This is a genomic window from Streptomyces sp. GQFP (genome assembly GCF_021545335.1).
Taxonomy (GTDB): Bacteria; Actinomycetota; Actinomycetes; order Streptomycetales; family Streptomycetaceae; genus Streptomyces.
On the sequence record NZ_CP089312.1, the window covers coordinates 628,325 to 647,612 of the forward strand.

Below are 19,288 nucleotides of genomic sequence, written 5' to 3' on the forward strand. Positions count from 1 at the left end.
ACCCCACTCGTACCGTTCCTATGGACTGAGCGGGAGTGAGTCCTGTTGCCAGGTCTCATGCTCGGCCGAACGCCCCGGACGGTGTTGGGCGTTCTGGTTGCCCGCGTTCGCTCCGCGTCCGGGCGGCACGGATCGTGTCCGTGGTCCGGGGATGCGGGGGCGGGTTCCCTCACGCCCGGGAACACGCCGACCGGCCTGGACGGTCCGATGCCCCGCACGATCACTCCGGTCGTGTGGGGGCGGTGTCGTCCGTCGCCGGATCGGGTGTCCCTGGGCGCGCCTTCCGATCGCCACGGCAGCAGCATCGTGGCGGGTGGTTGTGCGGGTGGTCGTGGTGAGGGGTTTCTGCCAGTGCTGGGCGCCCCAGCGGCTGGTGTAGGCAGGGTCAACGGCGATGACCGCGATGCCCGTCTGGTCCGCCATCGAAGACAGCCGGGCGCGGAGCCTCCCCGTGGGCATACCGGAGATCAGCTGCCTGAAGCGTTTCCTGCGGCCGTGTTTTTCGCGGGTCTTCTCGGCGGTGAAGTCCAGGTCCTCGACCGCGATCGCCTTGACGCCGCACGTTTGGGCCCAGTGCAGGAGACGGGTGAGGGCGTGGCGGACCTGGGCGTCGCGGTGGTCGGCGGTGCCGGTCAGGTCGTAGAAGAAGCGGCGCGGGCTGCCGGTGGGGTTGCCGTGGGTGTCGAGGCGCCAGGCGGCGAGGTGGTCGGCGTTCATGTCGACGCCGATCACGCCGTGGGCGAGCGCCGCCTCGATGGGGAGGGTCGGGGTGGGTGGGATCTGCCAGGACGCGGTCAGATACCAGCGGTCCCGGCCGGTATCGAGGTGGATGCGGTAGGCGATCGCCCGGTTGGCCGCGACGCGATCCGCCCACTCGGTACCCCGGTGCGCGAACACGACCCTGGACGAGAGGACGTAGCGGCCGTGCGGGGCGTTCGCCAGATGCGCCAGCGGCGCGGGAAGCTTGATGCTCGCCTCGCCGTCGGGGTTGATGCGGATCGTCTCGTTGCCGTAGCGCTTGCCGGACTCCCCGTCCGCCTGGCAGAACCAGCGCTCGGCCTCCCAGCGCCCGCGCCACGCGGCCTCGGTCAGCCCGGCCTCGTCCAGGTGGTGGCGGGTGCGGGCCAGGCGTTTGCCGCCGCGTACGACGTGCACAATGCCCGCCTCGCGGTCGGCCCGCGCTGCGGTCAGCCGGTCTTCCAGTACCCGCAGCCGCCTCGACTTCGCGTGCCACTCCCGCTGGGACCGGTAACCCCCGGGCGCCTTCTTCGTCCCCTTCTGCCCGACCGGCTGGGACAGCCGGTCCTCGATGGTACGGACGCCAGCTTCCAGGTTCTGGATGTGCGCCAGCTGGCAGCGGCGGGCCAGCGCCCACTGGTCATGAGTGGCCTTGGTGATACTGCCAGCCCACCGCGACGACGACAGCGGCGTCAGCTCCCGCTTACGCACCGCCCACGACTCACCGGAGTGCGCCAAGGCGTCCCGGCAGCGCGTCTTGAGGTCCTTCGAGGCCAGCGACCCCAGATGGTCGCCGACCATGCGCAGCACCTTCTCATCGTCCGGCGCCAGCTGCTTGAGACGGGTCCGGACGGCCACACCACTCGGACCGGACGCGACAAACGGCGCCGCGATGCTCCTCAGCTCACCCACCCCGTCACCCCCGCCCGGCACTCACCCCGAAGAACCCGGTCGCCATGGGAACGAGCGCCACCCATGAAGGTCACGCATTCGATGAGAGAACGTCAGTTCCCCACCGAAAACTGACACCACAGCCGAGGAGCGCGACACGACACCGACCACCCACACTCACTCACGCTCACCAGCGCACTCCAGCGCCAGCAGCTCCAAACCCCTGCCCATGACGCCACTCAGGGGGCGCAGGCAGCGACCAGCACCTCCACCTCAGCCGTCACCGCGGCGGCGAACCGGTCGAGGTCCGGCACTGCTTCCGCGTCCGCGACCAGCCCGAAGTGAACCTGCCCCCGATACGTCGAGATGGCGACCGCAAGCGACTGCCCCTGGGCGAGCGGAGCGAAGGGGTAGACCTCGACGAGCGGGTTGCCGCCGAGCCTCAGCCCGAGGCTGGGCAGCGGCACGCTGGTGACGAGGATGTCGTACCAGAGCCGCGCGGCCTGCTTCACCAGCGGCCCGCCGAGCCGGTGCCCGAGCGGCGGCACATGGTCGGCGAGCAGCGCGACCGCGCCCGCGCCCCGTCCGGGCCCGGCATCCTTGTTGCGGTCCATGGCGCTGCGTACGGAGTCGAGGCGCCGCAGCGGATCCGGGTCGTCGACGGGCAGCCGCATCAGGTAGCCGGAGAGCCGGTTGCCCTGCGGATGCGCGGTGCGCGGACGCCGTTTGGAGACGGGGATGAGCGCACGCGGAGCGACTCCCTCGCTGCCGTCGCCGCGCTCGTCGAGCCAGCGCCGCAGTGCCCCGGCGACGACGGCGATGAGTACGTCGTTCACCGTGCCGCCGACCGTCTTGCGCACCAGGTGGATGTCGTCGAGGTCGAGGAGGACTCCGGCGGTACGGCGGGTGCCGCTCGGTTCGGCGACGAGCGCGGCGGAGGAGCGCGCGCCCAGGGTGTCCAGGCTGGACCGGGCGACGGAGGCACCGATGTCCAGGGCACGCCCCACGTCGGAGAAGGCGCCGCGCACCATCCCGGGCAGCTTGCGCACGTCCGGGAAGAGACCGGCGGCCGGCGGTTCGGGGCGCGGGCGGGGCGCCGGCAGGTCGAGGGGGTCCATGACACCGGCGGCGAGGGTCAGTGCGCGCAGGCCGTCGGCGAGGGCGTGGTGGAACTTGAAGAGCACGGCGAAGGAGGTGCCGTCCTCGCCGGGCAGGACGTGTGCCTCCCACGGCGGCCGGCCGCGCTCCAGGGAGCGTTCCATGAGCCGTCCGGCCTCGGCGTGGAAGTCGGAGGTGGGGGCGTGCAGCCGTACGTGGTCGAGCGGGTCGAAGTCCGGTACGGACTCGCGGGTGGCGCCCCCGAAGGCCAGCGGGAGCAGCGGCTGCCAGACGTCCCGGATACGCATGCGCAGTCCGGGTACGGCGGGGGCGCGGGCGGCGAGGAGATCGGCCGCGTGGGCTCCGGCGGTGGGTGAGTGGGACGAGAACACGCCGAGGGCACCCAGGTGCATGGGGTGCAGGTCGGAATCCATGTTCCAGAACGCCAGGTCGAGGGGGGCGAGCAGGTCCGAGGTCTCAGAGGTCAAGGGATCGCTCTCGCGTCGACGACGGGTGAGCCAGCAGTCAATCGCCTGCGGCCGATTACGGTCAAGTACGATCAAGCTACGCACAGTTAACAACGGATTAAGTCCCGCTGCTCCGCGAGCAGCGGGACTTAAGTGACGTATGAGGCTATGTCAGCACACGCGGGCAGCTGCAGGGCCGCTATTTCAGGGCGGGCGGCGCCTCGTCCGCCCCCGTTCCCCACCCGGACGGCTCCGAGCCGACCGTGAACTCCAGCGCACGCGCACCCCGTAGCAACGCGCTCGTCACATACGTACGGCTGTACGAAACCCCGTCGACGGCCACCGACTGGACGTACCGTCGGCTGTCCGACGTACCCGGTGCCGTCACCGTGAGGGCTCCGAGCGGGTAGTAGCGGCGGTCCAGGGTGAGATCGGTCCGGTCGAAGACCGGGGTGGACAGGCCCCAGGTGTCGTAGCCGGGCTGTACCGGAAAGATCCCGATCGCGGACAGGACGTGCCAGGCGGACATCGTGCCCATGTCGTCGTTGCCCGTCATACCGGTCGGGCCGTCGGTGTAAAGGGTCAGCGCGGCGTGCACGACCTCCGTCGTCTTCCAGGGCTGACCGGTGGAGAGATAGGTGTACGGAGCGGTGAGGTCGACCTCGTTCTGGGGGTTGTACTTGTCCGCGTCGTAGTAGGCGTACGGGCCGTTCACCCACACCTCGCGGGCCGTCCCGGCCGGGTCCGCCTTCATTTGGTCGTACGCGAAGAAGGCGTCGAGCCGGTCGTTGGCCGCCTGTCTGCCGCCGAGCAGGTCCACCAGGCCCGGCAGATCCTGCGGGACAAGCCACTGGTACTGCCAGGCCGTGCCCTCGTGGAAGCCCTCGCCCTTGGCCGGATCGGGGTCGCCGGTGAAGGTTCCCGAGCCGTCCCGGGGCCGGAAGAAGCCGGTCGCGGGGTCGAAGACGGCACGGTAGCTCTGCGCCCGGCGGGCGTATCGGTCGGCGTCGGACTTGTGGCCCAGGTCGCGGGCCATCTGGGCCAGCATCGCGTCGGACAGGGCGTATTCGAGGGTGACGGAGGCGCCCCAGTGGTAGTCCGAGTCGCCGAGCTTGGTGCGCGGGCGGCCCTTGAGATAGGGCGCGAAGCCGTCCGCGATGTACTCCTGGTTGGCCTCGCGCCCCAGCATGGGCAGGGCGGCGGGTGGCACGCCGTCGGCGTTCTTCTTCAGGGCGCGGTAGGCCCGCTCCTCGTGGCCGTGCAGCAGGCCCTGCTGGTAGGCGTGGGTGAGGAAGGGGGTGACCGGGTCGCCGGTCATGATGTTGGTCTCGACGGTGCCGTAGCCCCACTTGGGCAGCCAGCCGCCCTCCTCGTCGATCTTCAGCACCGAGAGCGCCATGTCACGGGCCTCGCGGGGCGCGAGCAGCGACAGGAGCTGGGCCTGGGTGCGGTAGGTGTCCCAGAGGGACCAGTTCTGGTAGTACGTGAAGTCCCGCGCGCGGTGGATCCTCAGGTCCCAGCCGGTGTAGCGGCCGTCGGCGTCGCTGCCGATGTTGGGGGCGAGGAAGCTCCGGTAGAGGGACGAGTAGAAGGTCCGCCGGAGAGTCTCCGAGCCGCCGGTCACGCGCACGTCGTCGAGCCGCGCCTCCCAGGCCGCCCGGGCCGCCTCCCGTACGGCGTCGAACGGACGTCCGCCCTCGGCGCTCAGGTTGCCGGCGGCGCCCTCCGCGTCGACGTACGACAGTGCGGTGGTCGCCTCGACGGTGCGGTCGCCGTCGGTGGTGTCGAAGCGGACGTAGGCGCCATCGCCGCCGGTCCGGGAGCCGTCGGTGACCGTGGACCCGTCCCAGGTGCCGTACGCCGTGAAGGGCCGGTCGAAGCGGGTGACCGTGTGGACGGTGTACGGCTTGGTGCCTCGGCAGAAGCCGGAGCCGGTGATGGTCGTACGGACGGTCCGGTCGTCGAGGATCTCGACCCGGTTCTCGACCTTGGCGTGGAGAGACTGGCCCGCGTTGAGGAGAATGTTGGCCTTGGTGGTCGCCGGGAAGGTGTAGCGCTGGACGCCGGTGCGGGTGGTCGCCGTCAGTTCGGCGTCGATGCCCGAATCCAGGCCCACCCGGTAGTAGCCGGGAGTGGCGCGCTCCTGGTCGTGGCCGTACTCGGCGGCGTAGGTCGCGTGGTCGGTGCTCGTGATGTCGCCGGTCGTGGGCAGGACCGGCAGGTCGCCGCCGATGCGGCAGCCGACGCCGGAGAGGTGGACGAGGGAGAAGCCTCGGATGCGGGTCTGGGAGTAGCGGTAGCCGGTCTTGTGCCCGGTGTCGGGCGACAGTTGCACCATGCCGAAGGGCACGGTCGCGCCGGGGAAGGTGTTGCCCTCGTTCTCCGTGCCGATGAACGGGTTGACGAGGTCGGTGAGCCGCTCGTCACGGGCATGGGCGGCGGGTGCGGAGAGCGCGCCCGCGAACAGGGCAGCGGCCGTCACCGCCCCCGCGGTGCGCAGCGTCCATCTCACAGGGCGGTCCTCCGTGGGTTCGGGCCGGATGGCGGCCGTGTCCCGCATCCGTTCCTCGCCTGCTGTCCCGATCCGCACCCCGCGCGGCACGGTCACCTCGCGGCCGTACGGCAACAGCCCGTTCGGCTCACTCGCGGCGGCCCCGGACATGCCGACGGCCCCGGTGAGCACGGACTCACCGGGGCCGTCGGGGGCGTGGGCGTACCCGCCCTATGAGACGTGCTGGCCCTTCCCGAGGGCGATCACTCCGCCCTTGGAGACGGTGTAGAGGTCGGAGTCGCGCTCCGGGTTGACGCCGATCGTCGCGCCCGGCGGGACCTCGACGTTCTTGTCGAGGACGGCCCCGCGCACGATCGCGCCCCGCCCGATGCGCACGTTGTCGTGCAGGATCGACCCCTGCACCACCGCGCCCGGATCGACGCGCACCCCGGGTGAGAGCACCGAGCGCGTCACCTGCCCGCGTATCAGGCACCCCGCGCTGATGATCGACTCGCTGGCGATGCCGCCGGAGTTGAAGCGGGCGGGCGACAGCTGGCCGGAGTGGGTGTAGACGGGCCAGCTGCGGTTGTAGAGGTTGAAGGCGGGGCGCTCGGCGATCAGGTCCATGTGGGCGTCGTAGTACGCGTCGAGCGTGCCCACGTCCCGCCAGTAGCCCTGGTCGCGTGTCGTCTCGCCGGGCACGTGGTTCTCGCTGAAGTCGTACAGCTGGGCCTCGCCCCGCTCGGTGAGCGCGGGCAGTATCGAACCGCCCATGTCGTGCACGGAGTCGCCGTCCTCGGCGTCCCGCTGGAGGGCCTCTATCAGGGCCTTGGTGGTGAAGATGTAGTTGCCCATCGAGGCGAACACGGACTCGGGGTCGTCGGCCAGTCCGGGCGGGTCGGCGGGCTTCTCCAGGAAGCCCTGCACGGTCTGGTTGTCGGAGCCGGGGCTGATCACACCGAAGGACGACGACTCGGTGCGCGGCACCCGGATGCCCGCGACCGTGACCCCGGCGCCGCTGTCGATGTGCTGGTTGATCATCTGGCGGGGGTCCATGCGGTACACGTGGTCGGCGCCGAACACGGCGACGTAGTCGGGCTGTTCGTCGTGCACGAGGTTCAGGGACTGGAGGATGGCGTCGGCGCTGCCCAGGTACCAGCGCGGGCCGAGGCGCTGCTGGGCGGGGACCGGGGTGACGTAGTTGCCGAGCAGGCTGGACATCCGCCAGGTGGTGGTGATGTGGCGGTCCAGCGAGTGCGACTTGTACTGCGTGAGCACGCAGATGCGCATGATGTCACCGTTGACGAGGTTGGACAGGACGAAGTCGACCAGGCGATACGTTCCGCCAAAGGTGACCGCCGGTTTCGCGCGGTCCGCGGTCAGGGGCATCAGGCGTTTGCCCTCTCCGCCCGCCAGTACGATTCCGAGCACAGAAGGTCCACCACGACGCATCGCCGCTCCCCTCACCGTGGTTGTGCAGGTTGCTTGCCCGTACGCCGGTCGCGCTAAGCCTGTTGACCTTTTTTGAGGATCTCCTCGTAGAGCCGTACGGTCCGCCGGGCCACCGCGTCCCAGCCGAACTCGCCCACCGCACGCTCCCGTCCGGCCTCCCCCATGCGCCGCGCGCCCTCCGGATCACCGAGCACGGAGTCCAGGGCCCGCGCGAGGTCCGCCTCGAAGGCACCCGAGTCCTCGTCGAGGGACACGAGTACGCCCGTCTTGCCGTCGTCGACCACCTCGGGGATGCCCCCGACCCGCGAGGCCACGACGGGAGTTCCGCAGGCCATCGCCTCCAGGTTGACGATGCCCAACGGCTCGTACACCGAAGGGCAGACGAACACGGCGGCGTGCGTGAGGAGTTGGATGACGTCCGCGCGCGGCAGCATCTGCGGGACCCAGAACACGCCCTCGCGTACGGCGCTCAGTTCCTGGAAGAGTTCGCGGAACTCCCGGTCGATCTCCGGGGTGTCGGGCGCGCCCGCGCACAGCACGACCTGGGCCGCCGGGTCGATGTCCCGTGCCGCGCGCAGCAGATGGGGGACGCCCTTCTGCCGGGTGATGCGGCCGACGAACAGGACGTACGGGCGGTCCGGGTCGACGCCGATGCGGGTGAGGGCGTCGGTGCCGTGGTCGGGGCGGTAGAGGGTGGTGTCGATGCCGTTGTGCACGACATGGACGGTGGCCGGGTCGAGGGCCGGGTAGCAGGCGAGGATGTCCTCGCGCATGGCCCCGGACACGGCGATCACGGCGTCGGCGGCCTCGATGGCGGTGCGCTCGGCCCAGCTCGACAGGGCGTATCCGCCGCCGAGTTGCTCGGCCTTCCACGGGCGCAGGGGCTCCAGGGAGTGGGCGGTCATGACGTGCGGAATGCCGTAGAGGAGTTTGGCGAAGTGGCCGGCCAGGTTGGCGTACCAGGTGTGGGAGTGGACGAGTTCGCGGCCTTCGAGGGCGGCGGCGATGGAGAGGTCCGTGGAGAAGGTGCGCAGGGCGTCGTTGGCGGTGTCGAGCGACGGCCAGGACCGGTGGCGGATGACGCCGACTCCTCGACCCTCGCCCCAGCAGTGCACCTCCAGGTCGGTGAGGGCGCCCAACTCCCGGGCCAGGAACTCGACATGGACACCCGCACCGCCGTACACATCCGGCGGGTACTCCCGGGTCAGCAGGCCCACACGCACCCAAAACTCCCTGTCTCGGCGGTTGGTTCCCACATGGTCACCCAGATGCGTCTCCCGGGGAAGACCGTGGGGGCCTGGTGAAGCAGCAGTCTCCGCAGACCCCGCCGCCGGGCACCCGGTAGTAGAGGCAGCAACTGCGGCGTCGGAAGGCGGTGCCGGTGAGGGTGCCGGTCGGGGCCAGGCGGGGGTGGGTGAACAGTTCGGCGGCGAGAGTGCGGGCACGGGCGCCGGCCTCCGGGTCCGTTCCACGGGCCCAGCGGTCGAGTTCGCGGGCCGCGCCGGCCAGGGCGGAGCCCGCGTTGCCCCACAGCAGGCCCTCGGCGACGCCGTACCGGGCGTGCAGGGCGGCCGTGAGGGGCTCCAGGTGCCCTCGTACGACGATGTCCGCGACCGCCGCCGCGTCGGCGGGCCGGGGGCGTACCTCCGTCAGCCACAGGTCGTCGGGGGCGCTCGCGGCGGCGTCCCAGAGGAGGAGGCGGGGGTCGAGGTCGGGGACGCCGCCGTACAGGACCGCGCAGCCGAGGGCGACGGACCACAGTCTGGCCGCGAGCGCCTGTTGGGCGATGGACGCGGAAACCCGCAGCTCAGGGGTATGGAGACGGTACGCGACCGTTTGGACACGGAAAGTTACAGAATCCGCGTAAACGTCCTCGCCGCGATGTGCGTACGCCTGTGCGAGTGTCGGAGGCCGGTCGGCGGGTGCTCCGGCCGTGCGTAGTACGAAGAAGCCGCCGAGCGGTCGGAGAGCCGTGAGATCAGGGTCGAGGTCCACGGGGAGCAGTAGTACCAAGGAGAGCCGTAGTCCTGCGCAGCGGCTTCACCTCCGCGTCACCCACCCTGGGGAGGACGTTGGGCTCCACGTACTCCATCGGCAGTAGGACCCAATGGATGCTCTGGTACGACGACGTGGCGCGCGCGAGGAGGGATCGTAGTCACTATGGAAGCCGACCGTTCGCCGCGCCGGGCCCCGGGCCAGCGCCGCACGCAGAGGAGTTGCTCATGAGCGCCCTCGCGTTGTCCATCCTGCTGTCGCTCGTCTCCGCTGTCGCCTACGCGGGCGGAGCGATCATGCAGGAGCGTGTCGCTGACTCCGAACACGGCCGGTCCTACGCGCCGATGCGCAGGCCGGTCTGGTGGGCCGCCGTGGCGCTGAACGGCTTCGGCGGCGTGCTGCACGTGGTGGCGCTGGCCTACGGGCCGCTGAGCGTCGTCCAGCCGATGGGCGCCCTGACGATCGTGTTCGCGCTGCCGATGGCGGCCCTGTTCGTGCGGCGCAAGGCCGGGGCGACCGCCTGGCGGGGCGCGATCATGGCGACGCTCGGACTCGCGGGGCTGCTGTCCCTGGTCGGCGCGTCCGAGGCGCAGTCCCTGGGCACGACCGAGCGGGTGCTGCTGGCCGTGGTCACCGGCTCCGCGGTGGTGACGCTGATGGTGGCGGGCCGCGCGGCGCACCGGCACCCGGCGGTGCGCAGCACGCTGCTCGCGATCGCGTCCGGTATCGCCTTCGGTATGTCGTCGGTGTTCACGAAGGTGGTCGCCGTGGACTGGTCCGGCGGCATCACGGCCGCGGACCTGCCCACGCTGGCCCTGATCGCCGTGCTCGGTGTCTCCGGTCTGCTGCTCTCGCAGGCGGCCTACCGGGGCGGTGGCCTCGCGGCGCCGCTCGCGACGCTGACGGTCGTGAATCCGGTGGTGGCGGCCGCGGTCGGCATCACGATGTTCGGCGAGACCTTCCGGTACGGCACCACGGGCACCATCCTCGCGCTGAGCTGCGGTGTGGTCGCCGCCGGCGGTCTGATCCTGCTGACGACGGAGCGGCTGCAGCACAGCACGCACGCCGAGGCGCTGCCTGTGTTTCCTGACCCTGCATCCTCTGTTCCCCCTGTTCCAGCGCACTCGGCCCCGGAACGGACAGAAGCCGGGCACGCCGAGGAAACGGCGGCGGAAGTGAGCGGCGAGAAGGCTCCCGGGCCGGTCCCGGCCGAGGTCCTGCCGGCGCTCGCGGGACTTCCCCCGCAGCCCGACGCGCCCGCACACGAGGACGACCTGGTGCCGGCCAACGCGGCGGTGCCGGCGCCCGAGCAGGACGTGTCCGACGAGGGCACGCCCATCCACTTCGGACCCTTCTACGGCGTCCCGTACGTGCCGATCCCGATCCCCGCCCTCGGCCGGCACCGCACGCGGGTCAAATCCTGACGCCGCCGGCCCGGAGATAGGCCACCGGGTCGATGTCGGTACCGAAGCCGGGCCCCGTCCGCACCTCGAAGTGCAGATGCGGGCCCGTGCTGTTGCCCGTGGAGCCGGAGCGCCCGATGCGCTGCCCGACCGACACGGACTGGCCCGCCTTCACGGAGATCGCCGACAGATGGGCGTACTGCGAGTAGCGGCCGTCGGCGTGCCGGATCACCACCTGGTACCCGAACGACCCGCCCCAGCCCGCGTCGACGACCTCGCCCGCCCCGACGGACTTCACCGAGGTGCCGGTGGGCACCGGGAAGTCGACACCCGTGTGGTAGCCCTTCGACCAGGAGGAACCCGCCTTGTGGTAGGGCGTCCCGGTCGCGGCGCTCACGGGCGCGCTGAGCGTGGTGGTGGTCGCGGGGGCCTTGGTCGCGGCTACCTTCTCGACGGCGCGCGAAGGGGCCTGCTCCGTCTTGGGCTTGGACTTGGCCTTGCGCGCGGGCTCGGCGGTGGCGGGTGCTGCGGGCGCGGCCTTCGTACGGAGGTTCAGCCGCTGGCCGGGGACGATCAGGTCCGGATCGGTGCCGACCGTCGTGCGGTTGGCGGCGTAGAGGCGCTGCCAACCGCCCCGGACGTCGCGTTCGTCGGCGATGCCGGAGAGGGTGTCGCCGTGCACGACGGTGTACATCTGGGCGGTGCCCGCCTGGGACTGGGGCGTGGTCTGCGGCTTGACGTCGCGGACGGTCCGCTCGGTCCTGGGCTGGGTCTTCCGCTCGGAGGTGCTCGATTTGCCCGAATTACCCGAGGGGTTGATGTCGGGGGTGTCGCCGCCGCGGGTGAGGCCTGCGCGGACCGAGCAGACGGGCCAGGCGCCGGGGCCCTGCCCCTTGAGCACCTTCTCGGCCACGGCTATCTGCTGGTCCTTGGTGGCCAGGTCCGCTCGTCCCGCGTAGACCGTGCCGCCGTACGCCTCCCAGGTGGACTGGCTGAACTGGAGCCCGCCGTAGTACCCGTTGCCGGTGTTGATGTTCCAGTCGTTGGTGGACTCGCAGGCCGCGACCTTGTTCCAGGTGCTCACGTCCGCCGCGTCCGCGGCTCCGGCACCGACGAACGGCAGCGCGATACCGGCGCTGCCCGCGGTGACGGTGAGAGAGGCCCGGTTGATCCGGTTCGGCTGGTACCGGCGGTGCTTGCCGCGTACGGCCATGGAAGTGCCCCCTCACTATGCCAGTGGCCGCCAAAGTAAGCGCCACGAACAGGCCATGACAAGACGGCAATCAGCCTCCATACGGCCGAAGTACGCCTGATGGGACAGCGAAGTGGCCGGGAATACGGATCTGTTGCGTAAATGCTGAGGCAGGTGGGGGTTCTGGTGCGTATCTGCGTACGCAGGAACGGTGGACCCGGATGTGCGGTCGGCGTACCGGCACGTCAGGATGGCCCGAAGGGCAATACTGGCGAGCACGGCACAAACGGCACCATCGCTTCCAGGACCTACCGGCACCACCGTTTTCCAGGACCCACTAGGAGCCATCCGCATGAGCAACTCAGCCCAGATCGGCGTCACGGGACTCGCGGTGATGGGCCGCAACCTCGCCCGCAACTTCGCGCGCAACGGCTACACGGTCGCGCTGCACAACCGGACGGCGGCGCGTACGCACGCTCTGGTCGAGGAGTTCGGGACCGAGGGCGACTTCGTCGCGGCCGACACCGCCAAGGAGTTCGTGGCCGCGCTGGAACGGCCGCGCCGCCTGGTCGTCATGGTGAAGGCCGGTGAGCCGACCGACGCCGTGATCCAGGAGTTCGCCCCGCTCCTGGAGCCCGGCGACATGATCATCGACGGCGGCAACGCGCACTTCGCGGACACCCGGCGCCGCGAGCGCGACCTGCGCGAGCAGGGCATCCACTTCGTCGGCATGGGCGTCTCGGGTGGCGAGGAGGGCGCGCTGCTCGGCCCGAGCATCATGCCGGGCGGCCCGGTCGAGTCGTACGACTCCCTCGGTCCGATGCTGGAGAAGATCTCCGCGAAGGCTGCGGACGGCACCCCCTGTGTGTCGCACGTGGGTCCGGACGGCGCCGGCCACTTCGTGAAGATGGTCCACAACGGCATCGAGTACGCCGACATGCAGCTGATCGGCGAGGCGTACCAGCTGCTGCGCGACGTAGCCGGGTATTCCCCCTCCCAGATCGCCGACATCTTCCGCACCTGGAACACGGGCCGGCTCGACTCCTACCTGATCGAGATCACCGCCGAGGTGCTGTCGCACGTGGACGCGGCGACGGGCAAGCCGTTCGTGGACGTCGTCGTGGACCAGGCCGAGCAGAAGGGCACCGGCCGCTGGACCGTACAGATCGCCCTCGACCTGGGCGTACCGGTGTCGGGCATCGCCGAGGCGGTCTTCGCCCGCTCGCTGTCCGGCCACGCGGCGCTGCGCGAGGCCTCGCGCGACCTGGCGGGCCCGAAGGCGACCCCGCTGAGCGAGTCTGAGGCGGCGGCCTTCGCCGACCGTGTCGAGCAGGCGCTGTACGCGTCGAAGATCGTGTCGTACACGCAGGGCTTCCACGAGATCGCGGCGGGCGGCGCCGAGTACGACTGGAACATCGACCTGGGTGCGGTGTCCGCGCTCTGGCGTGGCGGCTGCATCATCCGGGCAGCCTTCCTGGACCGGATCCGCGCCGCGTACGACACGCGGGCGGACCTGCCGAGCCTGCTGTCCGACGAGACGTTCGCGCGGGAGATCGCGGGGGCGCAGGACGACTGGCGCGAGGTGCTGGTCGCGGCGACGCGGCAGGGTGTGCCGACGCCGGGGTTCGCGGCGGCGCTCGCGTACTACGACGCGTTGCGTGCGGAGCGGTTGCCTGCGGCGCTTACGCAGGGGCAGCGGGACTTCTTCGGTGCGCACACTTATCGGCGTACTGACCGGGAGGGGTCGTTCCACACGCTGTGGGGTGGGGACCGGTCCGAGGTTACTGGCTGACGTGCGCTCCCTGCGGGGTGGGTGGTTCTTTGGCTGCCCGCCCGGTGGGGGCTTGTCGCGCAGTTCCCCGCGCCCCTTAAGGGGCGCGGTTGCGCACCCGGTGTGATGACGGGCGGTCGGGTTTTCCGGCCGCCCATCCTCTTTGGCCGCGGGCCCGATGGGGCTTGTCGCGCAGTTCCCCGCGCCTCTGAGGGCGCGGTTGCGCACCCGGTGTTCAGGACAGCGGTGGGCCCGGTTCTGGGGCGGGGGTTGGTTCGGGGCCCGGGGGCTGTGGGACTGGGTCCGGGGGTGTCGGGGGTGGGGCGGGGTCCGGGAAGGGGCCCGGAGTGGGGCTCGGTGGTACGGGGTGTGGGTCCGGGTGGGTCACGGTGTCCTCCAGCCAGTCGGTGCTTCGGCTCTGGACTCCTTCCCCGCGTACCCGACCGACGCGCCCTCACTCACTCCATGTGGGTCACTGCCGCCGCCAGGCCCAGGCGGGGGCTGGACAGCACCGGTACCGCCGTTGTCGTCAGCAGCTGGGCCGGGGTCATGGAGGCCTGGGCGAGGATGATCGCGTCGGCGCTGTCGCCGGGGATCGAGTCGACCGCGTCGGCCACCGTCCGGACGTAGGCCTCCGTGTCGCCCTCCTGGAAGAGGGCCCAGGCGCCGTCGACGAACAGTGTCCGTACGTCGGCGGGGAGTCCTGCGCGGCGTGCCTCCTCCTCTACGAGGGTGACCGTCGGCCCGAACGTGCTCTCCGAGGTCGCGACGACGACCACCCTCGGGCCGGCGGCCACCGCGGCGGCGGCCATCGGGCGGTCGACCCGCAGCACGGGCACCCCGATCTCCTCGGCGGCGGCTTCCGCGACACCGCCGATGGAGGAACAGGTACAGAGGACGGCCACGGCACCGTCGGCGACCGCCTGTTCCAGGACCGCCCGTACGTCGTCGGCCACGGCGTCGGGCCCTGCCGCCCGGGCCCTGGTCAGCAGGTCCTCGTGGACGACGTGGGTGAGTTCCAGGCCCTGGTGGTCCTCGTCGCGCAGGGCGTCGAACACCGGGACGTGCACGGGTGAGGTGTGCAGCAGGGCGAGCATGGTGAGGCGAGTCCCCTTGTCGGACGTCAGAGGCGGTCGGGGTGCGCCGCGAGCCACTCCTTGGCGGCCTGGATGAGCCCGGGGTCCGCCGCCGGGGCCTCGGCGGGGTGACGCTCGGCCCACTTCACGACGTACGGGCAGAGGGGGGCGACGACGATGCCCTCGCGGGCGGCCATGACGTACAGCTCGCGGGCCAGCGAGCCCGCGATGCCCTTTCCCTCGTGCGCCGGCTCGACGATCGTGTGGACCGGGACCAGCGCACGTCCGCGCGCAGCCAGCACGAAGTACTCGATATGACCCACGACTTCACCCGCCGCCACCGCCTCCAGGCGGCCCGCCGTCCGGTCGTCGCGGATCTCGATGTCGCTGCTCATGGACACTCCCCTCGAAGGTTCACCGATACGCCGATGCGTCGATTTCGCCGGATCGTCAAGCCCTGGCCGCCTGCGGGCTGCGTTCCTGGTCCGAGCCCGGTACCGGCTCGGCCGGGTCGGCGCCCAGCGCCACGACGCGGTTGCGGTGGTCCACGTGGACCACCCTCGGCCGCAGCGCCCGCGCCTCGGCGTCGGTCACCTGAGCGTATCCGATGATGATCACCAGATCTCCGGGATGGACGAGGTGGGCCGCCGCCCCGTTGATCCCGACGACGCCGGACCCCCGCTCGCCCTCGATGACGTACGTCTCCAGCCGCGCGCCGTTGGTGATGTCGACGATGTGCACGAGTTCGCCGGGCAGCAGGTCGGCGGCGTCGAGGAGGTCGGCGTCGATGGTCACGGAGCCGACGTAGTGCAGGTCGGCCTGGGTGACGGTGGCTCGGTGGATCTTGGAGCGGAACATGGTGCGCAGCATGGAGGTACTCCCGGATTGTCTGCTCCCTGCCCGCTTTTTGCAGGTCAAGGGCGATGTCCAGAGCGTACAGCGATTCGTATGTTCGGTCAGCGCTCGAAAGCTTTCGGATCGAGATCCGCGCGCGGCTCTCCGGCTTCGGCCGAACGCCACACGGTCTCCGTCGGCACCCCGCAGTTCCGTGTACCGCCTGTCGGCCCACGACTCATCTGGGCACCCGATTTCTCCGGGATCCGACCGGCGTCCCAGCTCGAACGGCACCATCTGCGAGACATCGACCCTGCACGGATTCGACACCGTGCCGGTGCGTTCCTCCCAGGCCGGTCGAGACTGGGCGGCCATGGGACGGGGCAGGAACCTGACCGGGGTTGACCCTCGACCTTGTCGAGGGCTCAGAGTTCCGGCTGTGGAGAACGAGATGCGCAGCATCGGGGAGATGGCCCGGGACGGCGGACTGAGCGTGAGCGCGCTGCGGTTCTACGACCGTGCCGGTGTACTGGTACCCGCCTGGGTGGACCCGGTCAGCGGCTACCGCTGGTACGGGCCCGAGCAGTTGGAAGAGGCCCGGTTGCTGGCCCGACTGCGCCGGGCAGGCATGCCGTTGGCCGACATCCGGCTCGTGCTGGCCGGCTGGGCAGGAGCGGACACGGACCTGGTGCGCGGTCTCCTTCAGGCGCATCTGCGCCGTCTCGAGCTGGGGTTGTCCGATGCCCGCAGCGAGTTCTCCGCGCTCCGAGCTCTACTCGACCACAGGGAGAACCCCATGACCTCGCTCCGCAGCGCCACCGCTGCCACCCGGGTGTCCGCCGCCGCACCGGTGCTGGCCGCAGCACTGGACACTGTCCGTTTCGCGGCCAGCACCGACCCGGAGCTGCCGGTTCTCGCCGGCATCCTGTTCGACATCGAAGGAGAAGAACTCCGCCTGGTGGCCACCGACCGCTACCGGATGGCTGTCGCGCGAGCACGCGCCACCGGGCACGGCGGGCCCCGGACGCAGGTGATCGTGCCTCTTCCGCTCGCCAACGCTATGCGGGCGCTGTTGACCGACGACGAACCTGTCCACCTCACGGTGGACGGTGACCGCGTCACGCTGGAGACCGGGGACCGGCAGACGGCCGGCCAGAGCCTCGGACATGAGTTCCCCGACTACCGTCGCCTCATCCACCTCCCGGCCGGTCGCCGGGCGCACATCGATACGGCAACCTTCCGCGCGGCGGTGGAGAACGGTCCCGTCCGCGCGAGCGAGACCCGTGAGCCGGACGGCGAGCCCCACGACCTCAGTGTGCTCAGGGTGACGGAGAACGGGACCGTGGTCGTGTGCGACGACAGTGACGACGAGCAGGACAACGTCGCCGTCAACCGCGAGTTCCTGCTGCACGCGCTCACCGCCGGAGCCCGGGACGAGCTGGTCCTGGAGCTGGGCGCGCCCACCGCACCGCTCGCGATCCGCCGGCCCGACGACGAAGGCGCCTTCTCACTCCTGATGCCGGTCCGCTTGGAGAACTAGCTTCCATACCGGTCGGAGTGGCCCTCGTCCGCAACCACTGCTCTCAGCCGCGCGGCGGGGCAGAGGGCACTTCGTACCGTACGAGTGACCTCGCAAAGGGCTCGCCGCTGCGTCGGGCGTACTTCATCCGCTGACGGACCTCCCTCAGGGTGCGGGGACGGTAACCGGGCCCGCCGCAGCAGCTCTTGTTGAAGCGGACGCCGGAGTGCAGCAGCACGGACAGCGTCCGCCCACCTGAATCAGCGGCTGCGCGCAGCGGGGACAGATGCGCTGCTGCCTGTCCCTGTCGTAGGGCTGCTTCGTTCGCCCCTGTCGGACGCCAGGTGGGACCGGCACCGCCGGTCCGAACGCCACCCCAGGCTCCCCGCGCCCGCCCTCCCCGCCTCGTCGTGCCGCTGCTGACACCGGCCTACCGCACGGGCAGTACGGCATTTTGCGGTAGGTCCGCCACCGGCAGGCCCGCCTCCGCCCGCTCTCCGGGCCGCTGCGCGAACTGTGTCCGGTACAGCTGCGCGTACCGCCCGTCCAGGGCCAGGAGTTCGTCGTGCGTGCCGCGTTCCAGGATGTGGCCGGCCTCGATCACGAGGATCAGGTCGGCCGTGCGGATCGTGGAGAGGCGGTGGGCGATCACGACGGCCGTGCGGTCGGACAGGGCTTCCGCCAGGGCCTCCTGGACCGCCGCCTCCGAGGTGTTGTCGAGGTGGGCCGTCGCCTCGTCGAGGACGACGACGCGCTGGCGGGCAAGGAGCAGCCGGGCGATGGTCATGCGCTGGCGTTCGCCACCGGAGAGGCGGTAGCCGCGTTCGCCGACCACCGTGTCCAGGCCGTCGGGCAGCGCGCGGACCAGGTCGTCGAGGCGGGCCCGGGTCAGTGCCTCCCACAGTTCGTCGTCCGTCGCGGTGGGGCGGGCGAGGGCCAGGTTGGCGCGCACGGTGTCGTGGAAGAGGTGGCCGTCCTGGGTGACCATGCCGAGGGTGCCGCGCAGGGAGGCGGCGCTCAGGTCGCGGACGTCGACGCCGCCGATGCGTACGGCGCCCTCGTCGGTGTCGTACAGGCGGGGCAGGAGTTGTCCGATGGTCGACTTTCCGGCGCCGGAGGAGCCCACGAGGGCGATGGTCTGGCCGGGTTCGGCGCGGAAGCTGACGCCGTGCAGGACCTCAGTGCCGCCTCTGGTGTCCAGGGCGGCCACCTCCTCCAGGGAGGCGAGGGAGACGCGGTCGGCGGCGGGGTAGGCGAAGCGGACGTTGTCGAACTCCACCGCGACCGGGCCCTCGGGGACCTCGCGGGCATCGGGTTTCTCCTCGATGAGGGGCTTCAGGTCGAGCACCTCGAAGACGCGCTCGAAGCTCACCAGGGCGCTCATCACCTCGACTCGCGCCCCCGCGAGCGCCGTGAGCGGCGCGTACATCCGGGTCAGGAGGAGGGCGAGCGCGACGACGGCGCCCGGTTCCAGGGTGCCGCGCAGGGCGAACCAGCCGCCGAGTCCGTAGACCAGGGCGAGTGCCAGGGCGGAGACCAGGGTGAGGGCGGTGATGAAGGCGGACTGCGCGAGGGCCGTCCGTACGCCGATGTCCCGTACCCGGCGGGCGCGGGCCGCGAACTGGGCGGACTCCTCGTCGGGCCGGCCGAAGAGCTTGACGAGGGTGGCGCCCGGGGCCGAGAAGCGCTCGGTCATCCGGGTGCCCATCGACGCGTTGAGGTCGGCGGCCTCGCGCTGGAGCCTGGCCATCCGGCTGCCCATCCGGCGGGCGGGGACGACGAACACCGGCAGCAGCACCAGGGCGAGCAGGGTGATCTGCCAGGACAGGGTGAGCATCACGGCGAGCGTGAGCACCAGCGTGACCAGGTTGCTCACCACCCCGGACAGAGTGTTGCTGAACGCGCGCTGCGCGCCGATGACGTCGTTGTTGAGCCGGGAGACCAGTGCTCCCGTACGGGTGCGGGTGAAGAAGGCGACCGGCATGCGCTGCACATGGTCGAACACGGCCGTCCGCAGATCGAGGATGAGTCCTTCCCCGAGCTTCGCCGAGAGCCAGCGGCCGAGGATCCCGAGGGCCGCCTCGGCGACCGCGATGAGCGCGATCAGCAGCGCGAGCCGGACGACCGTGCTCTCGTCGCCGCCCGACACGATCGTGTCGACGACACGGCCGGCGAGGACGGGGGTCGCGACGGCGAGCAGCGCGGTCAGCACGCTCAGGACGACGAAGCGGGTGATACGGCGGCGGTGCGGGCGCGCGAACTCCGCGATACGGCGCAGGGTCGCGCGGGCGAAGGGGCGCCGCTCCTGTTGGGCGGTCATGACGCTCTGCAACTGCGTCCAGGCGGTGGTTTCCATGCTCA

Annotated in this window: 13 protein-coding genes and 2 pseudogenes; 3 read left to right on the forward strand and 12 right to left on the reverse strand. The window is 71.0% G+C overall.

Annotated features, from left to right (window positions below):
• Positions 1-18: 18 nt before the first annotated feature.
• The 6 genes and pseudogenes from LUX31_RS02940 to LUX31_RS02965 form a co-directional block, all read right to left on the reverse strand.
• A pseudogene (locus LUX31_RS02940) lies at positions 19-1,650 on the reverse strand (IS200/IS605 family accessory protein TnpB-related protein).
• Positions 1,651-1,868: 218 nt separating this feature from the next.
• Complete coding sequence (locus LUX31_RS02945; RefSeq protein WP_268828107.1) at positions 1,869-3,215, reverse strand: wax ester/triacylglycerol synthase family O-acyltransferase; 1,347 nt, start codon at positions 3,213-3,215, stop codon at positions 1,869-1,871.
• 178 nt (positions 3,216-3,393) lie between these two features.
• Positions 3,394-5,754, reverse strand: a complete 2,361-nt coding sequence (locus LUX31_RS02950) for a GH92 family glycosyl hydrolase (protein WP_443046041.1) — start codon at positions 5,752-5,754, stop codon at positions 3,394-3,396.
• 162 nt (positions 5,755-5,916) lie between these two features.
• Positions 5,917-7,137: a glucose-1-phosphate adenylyltransferase gene (glgC, locus tag LUX31_RS02955; protein WP_235472947.1), complete on the reverse strand. Its 1,221-nt coding sequence runs from the start codon at positions 7,135-7,137 to the stop codon at positions 5,917-5,919.
• 53 nt (positions 7,138-7,190) lie between these two features.
• The gene (gene glgA, locus LUX31_RS02960; protein WP_235472948.1) at positions 7,191-8,360 is read right to left on the reverse strand and encodes a glycogen synthase; all 1,170 of its coding nucleotides are present in this window, start codon (positions 8,358-8,360) and stop codon (positions 7,191-7,193) included.
• A gap of 37 nt (positions 8,361-8,397) precedes the next feature.
• Complete coding sequence (locus tag LUX31_RS02965) at positions 8,398-9,132, reverse strand: (2Fe-2S)-binding protein (RefSeq protein WP_235472949.1); 735 nt, start codon at positions 9,130-9,132, stop codon at positions 8,398-8,400.
• Positions 9,133-9,359: 227 nt separating this feature from the next.
• On the opposite strand from LUX31_RS02965, the gene LUX31_RS02970 reads away from it, so the two are divergent.
• Positions 9,360-10,556: a DMT family transporter gene (locus tag LUX31_RS02970; RefSeq protein ID WP_235472950.1), complete on the forward strand. Its 1,197-nt coding sequence runs from the start codon at positions 9,360-9,362 to the stop codon at positions 10,554-10,556.
• On the opposite strand, the gene LUX31_RS02975 is transcribed toward LUX31_RS02970, so the two are convergent.
• Entirely contained in the window at positions 10,546-11,748 is a 1,203-nt protein-coding gene (locus LUX31_RS02975) for a transglycosylase family protein (protein WP_235472951.1), read from the reverse strand. The two genes, LUX31_RS02970 and LUX31_RS02975, sit on opposite strands and share 11 nt — an antisense overlap.
• Positions 11,749-12,079: 331 nt before the next feature.
• On the opposite strand from LUX31_RS02975, the gene gndA reads away from it, so the two are divergent.
• On the forward strand, positions 12,080-13,519 hold the full coding sequence (gene gndA / locus LUX31_RS02980; RefSeq protein ID WP_235472952.1) for an NADP-dependent phosphogluconate dehydrogenase: 1,440 nt from the start codon (positions 12,080-12,082) through the stop codon (positions 13,517-13,519).
• A 437-nt stretch (positions 13,520-13,956) separates the two neighbouring features.
• On the opposite strand, the gene LUX31_RS02985 is transcribed toward gndA, so the two are convergent.
• From LUX31_RS02985 to panD, 3 genes are read right to left on the reverse strand one after another with little or no spacing between them, the layout of a single operon-like run.
• Positions 13,957-14,595, reverse strand: a complete 639-nt coding sequence (locus tag LUX31_RS02985) for an aspartate/glutamate racemase family protein (protein WP_235472953.1) — start codon at positions 14,593-14,595, stop codon at positions 13,957-13,959.
• Between the two features lie 26 nt (positions 14,596-14,621).
• Entirely contained in the window at positions 14,622-14,969 is a 348-nt protein-coding gene (locus tag LUX31_RS02990; protein ID WP_235472954.1) for a GNAT family N-acetyltransferase, read from the reverse strand.
• A gap of 55 nt (positions 14,970-15,024) precedes the next feature.
• Positions 15,025-15,444 (reverse strand): aspartate 1-decarboxylase, encoded by a 420-nt coding sequence (gene panD / locus LUX31_RS02995; protein WP_235472955.1) that lies wholly within the window; start codon positions 15,442-15,444, stop codon positions 15,025-15,027.
• A gap of 415 nt (positions 15,445-15,859) precedes the next feature.
• Here panD and LUX31_RS03000 point away from each other — a divergent pair, with 415 nt between their 5' ends.
• Positions 15,860-16,948 carry a DNA polymerase III subunit beta family protein gene (locus tag LUX31_RS03000; protein WP_235472956.1) on the forward strand — a complete coding sequence of 363 codons (1,089 nt, stop codon included), beginning with the start codon at positions 15,860-15,862 and terminating at the stop codon, positions 16,946-16,948.
• Positions 16,949-16,991: 43 nt separating this feature from the next.
• Here LUX31_RS03000 and LUX31_RS03005 read toward each other — a convergent pair.
• Together LUX31_RS03005 and LUX31_RS03010 are read right to left on the reverse strand one after the other, a co-directional pair.
• A pseudogene (locus LUX31_RS03005) lies at positions 16,992-17,284 on the reverse strand (deoxyxylulose-5-phosphate synthase).
• A 73-nt stretch (positions 17,285-17,357) separates the two neighbouring features.
• Entirely contained in the window at positions 17,358-19,283 is a 1,926-nt protein-coding gene (locus LUX31_RS03010; protein ID WP_235479779.1) for an ABC transporter ATP-binding protein, read from the reverse strand.
• Between the last annotated feature and the right edge of the window lie 5 nt (positions 19,284-19,288).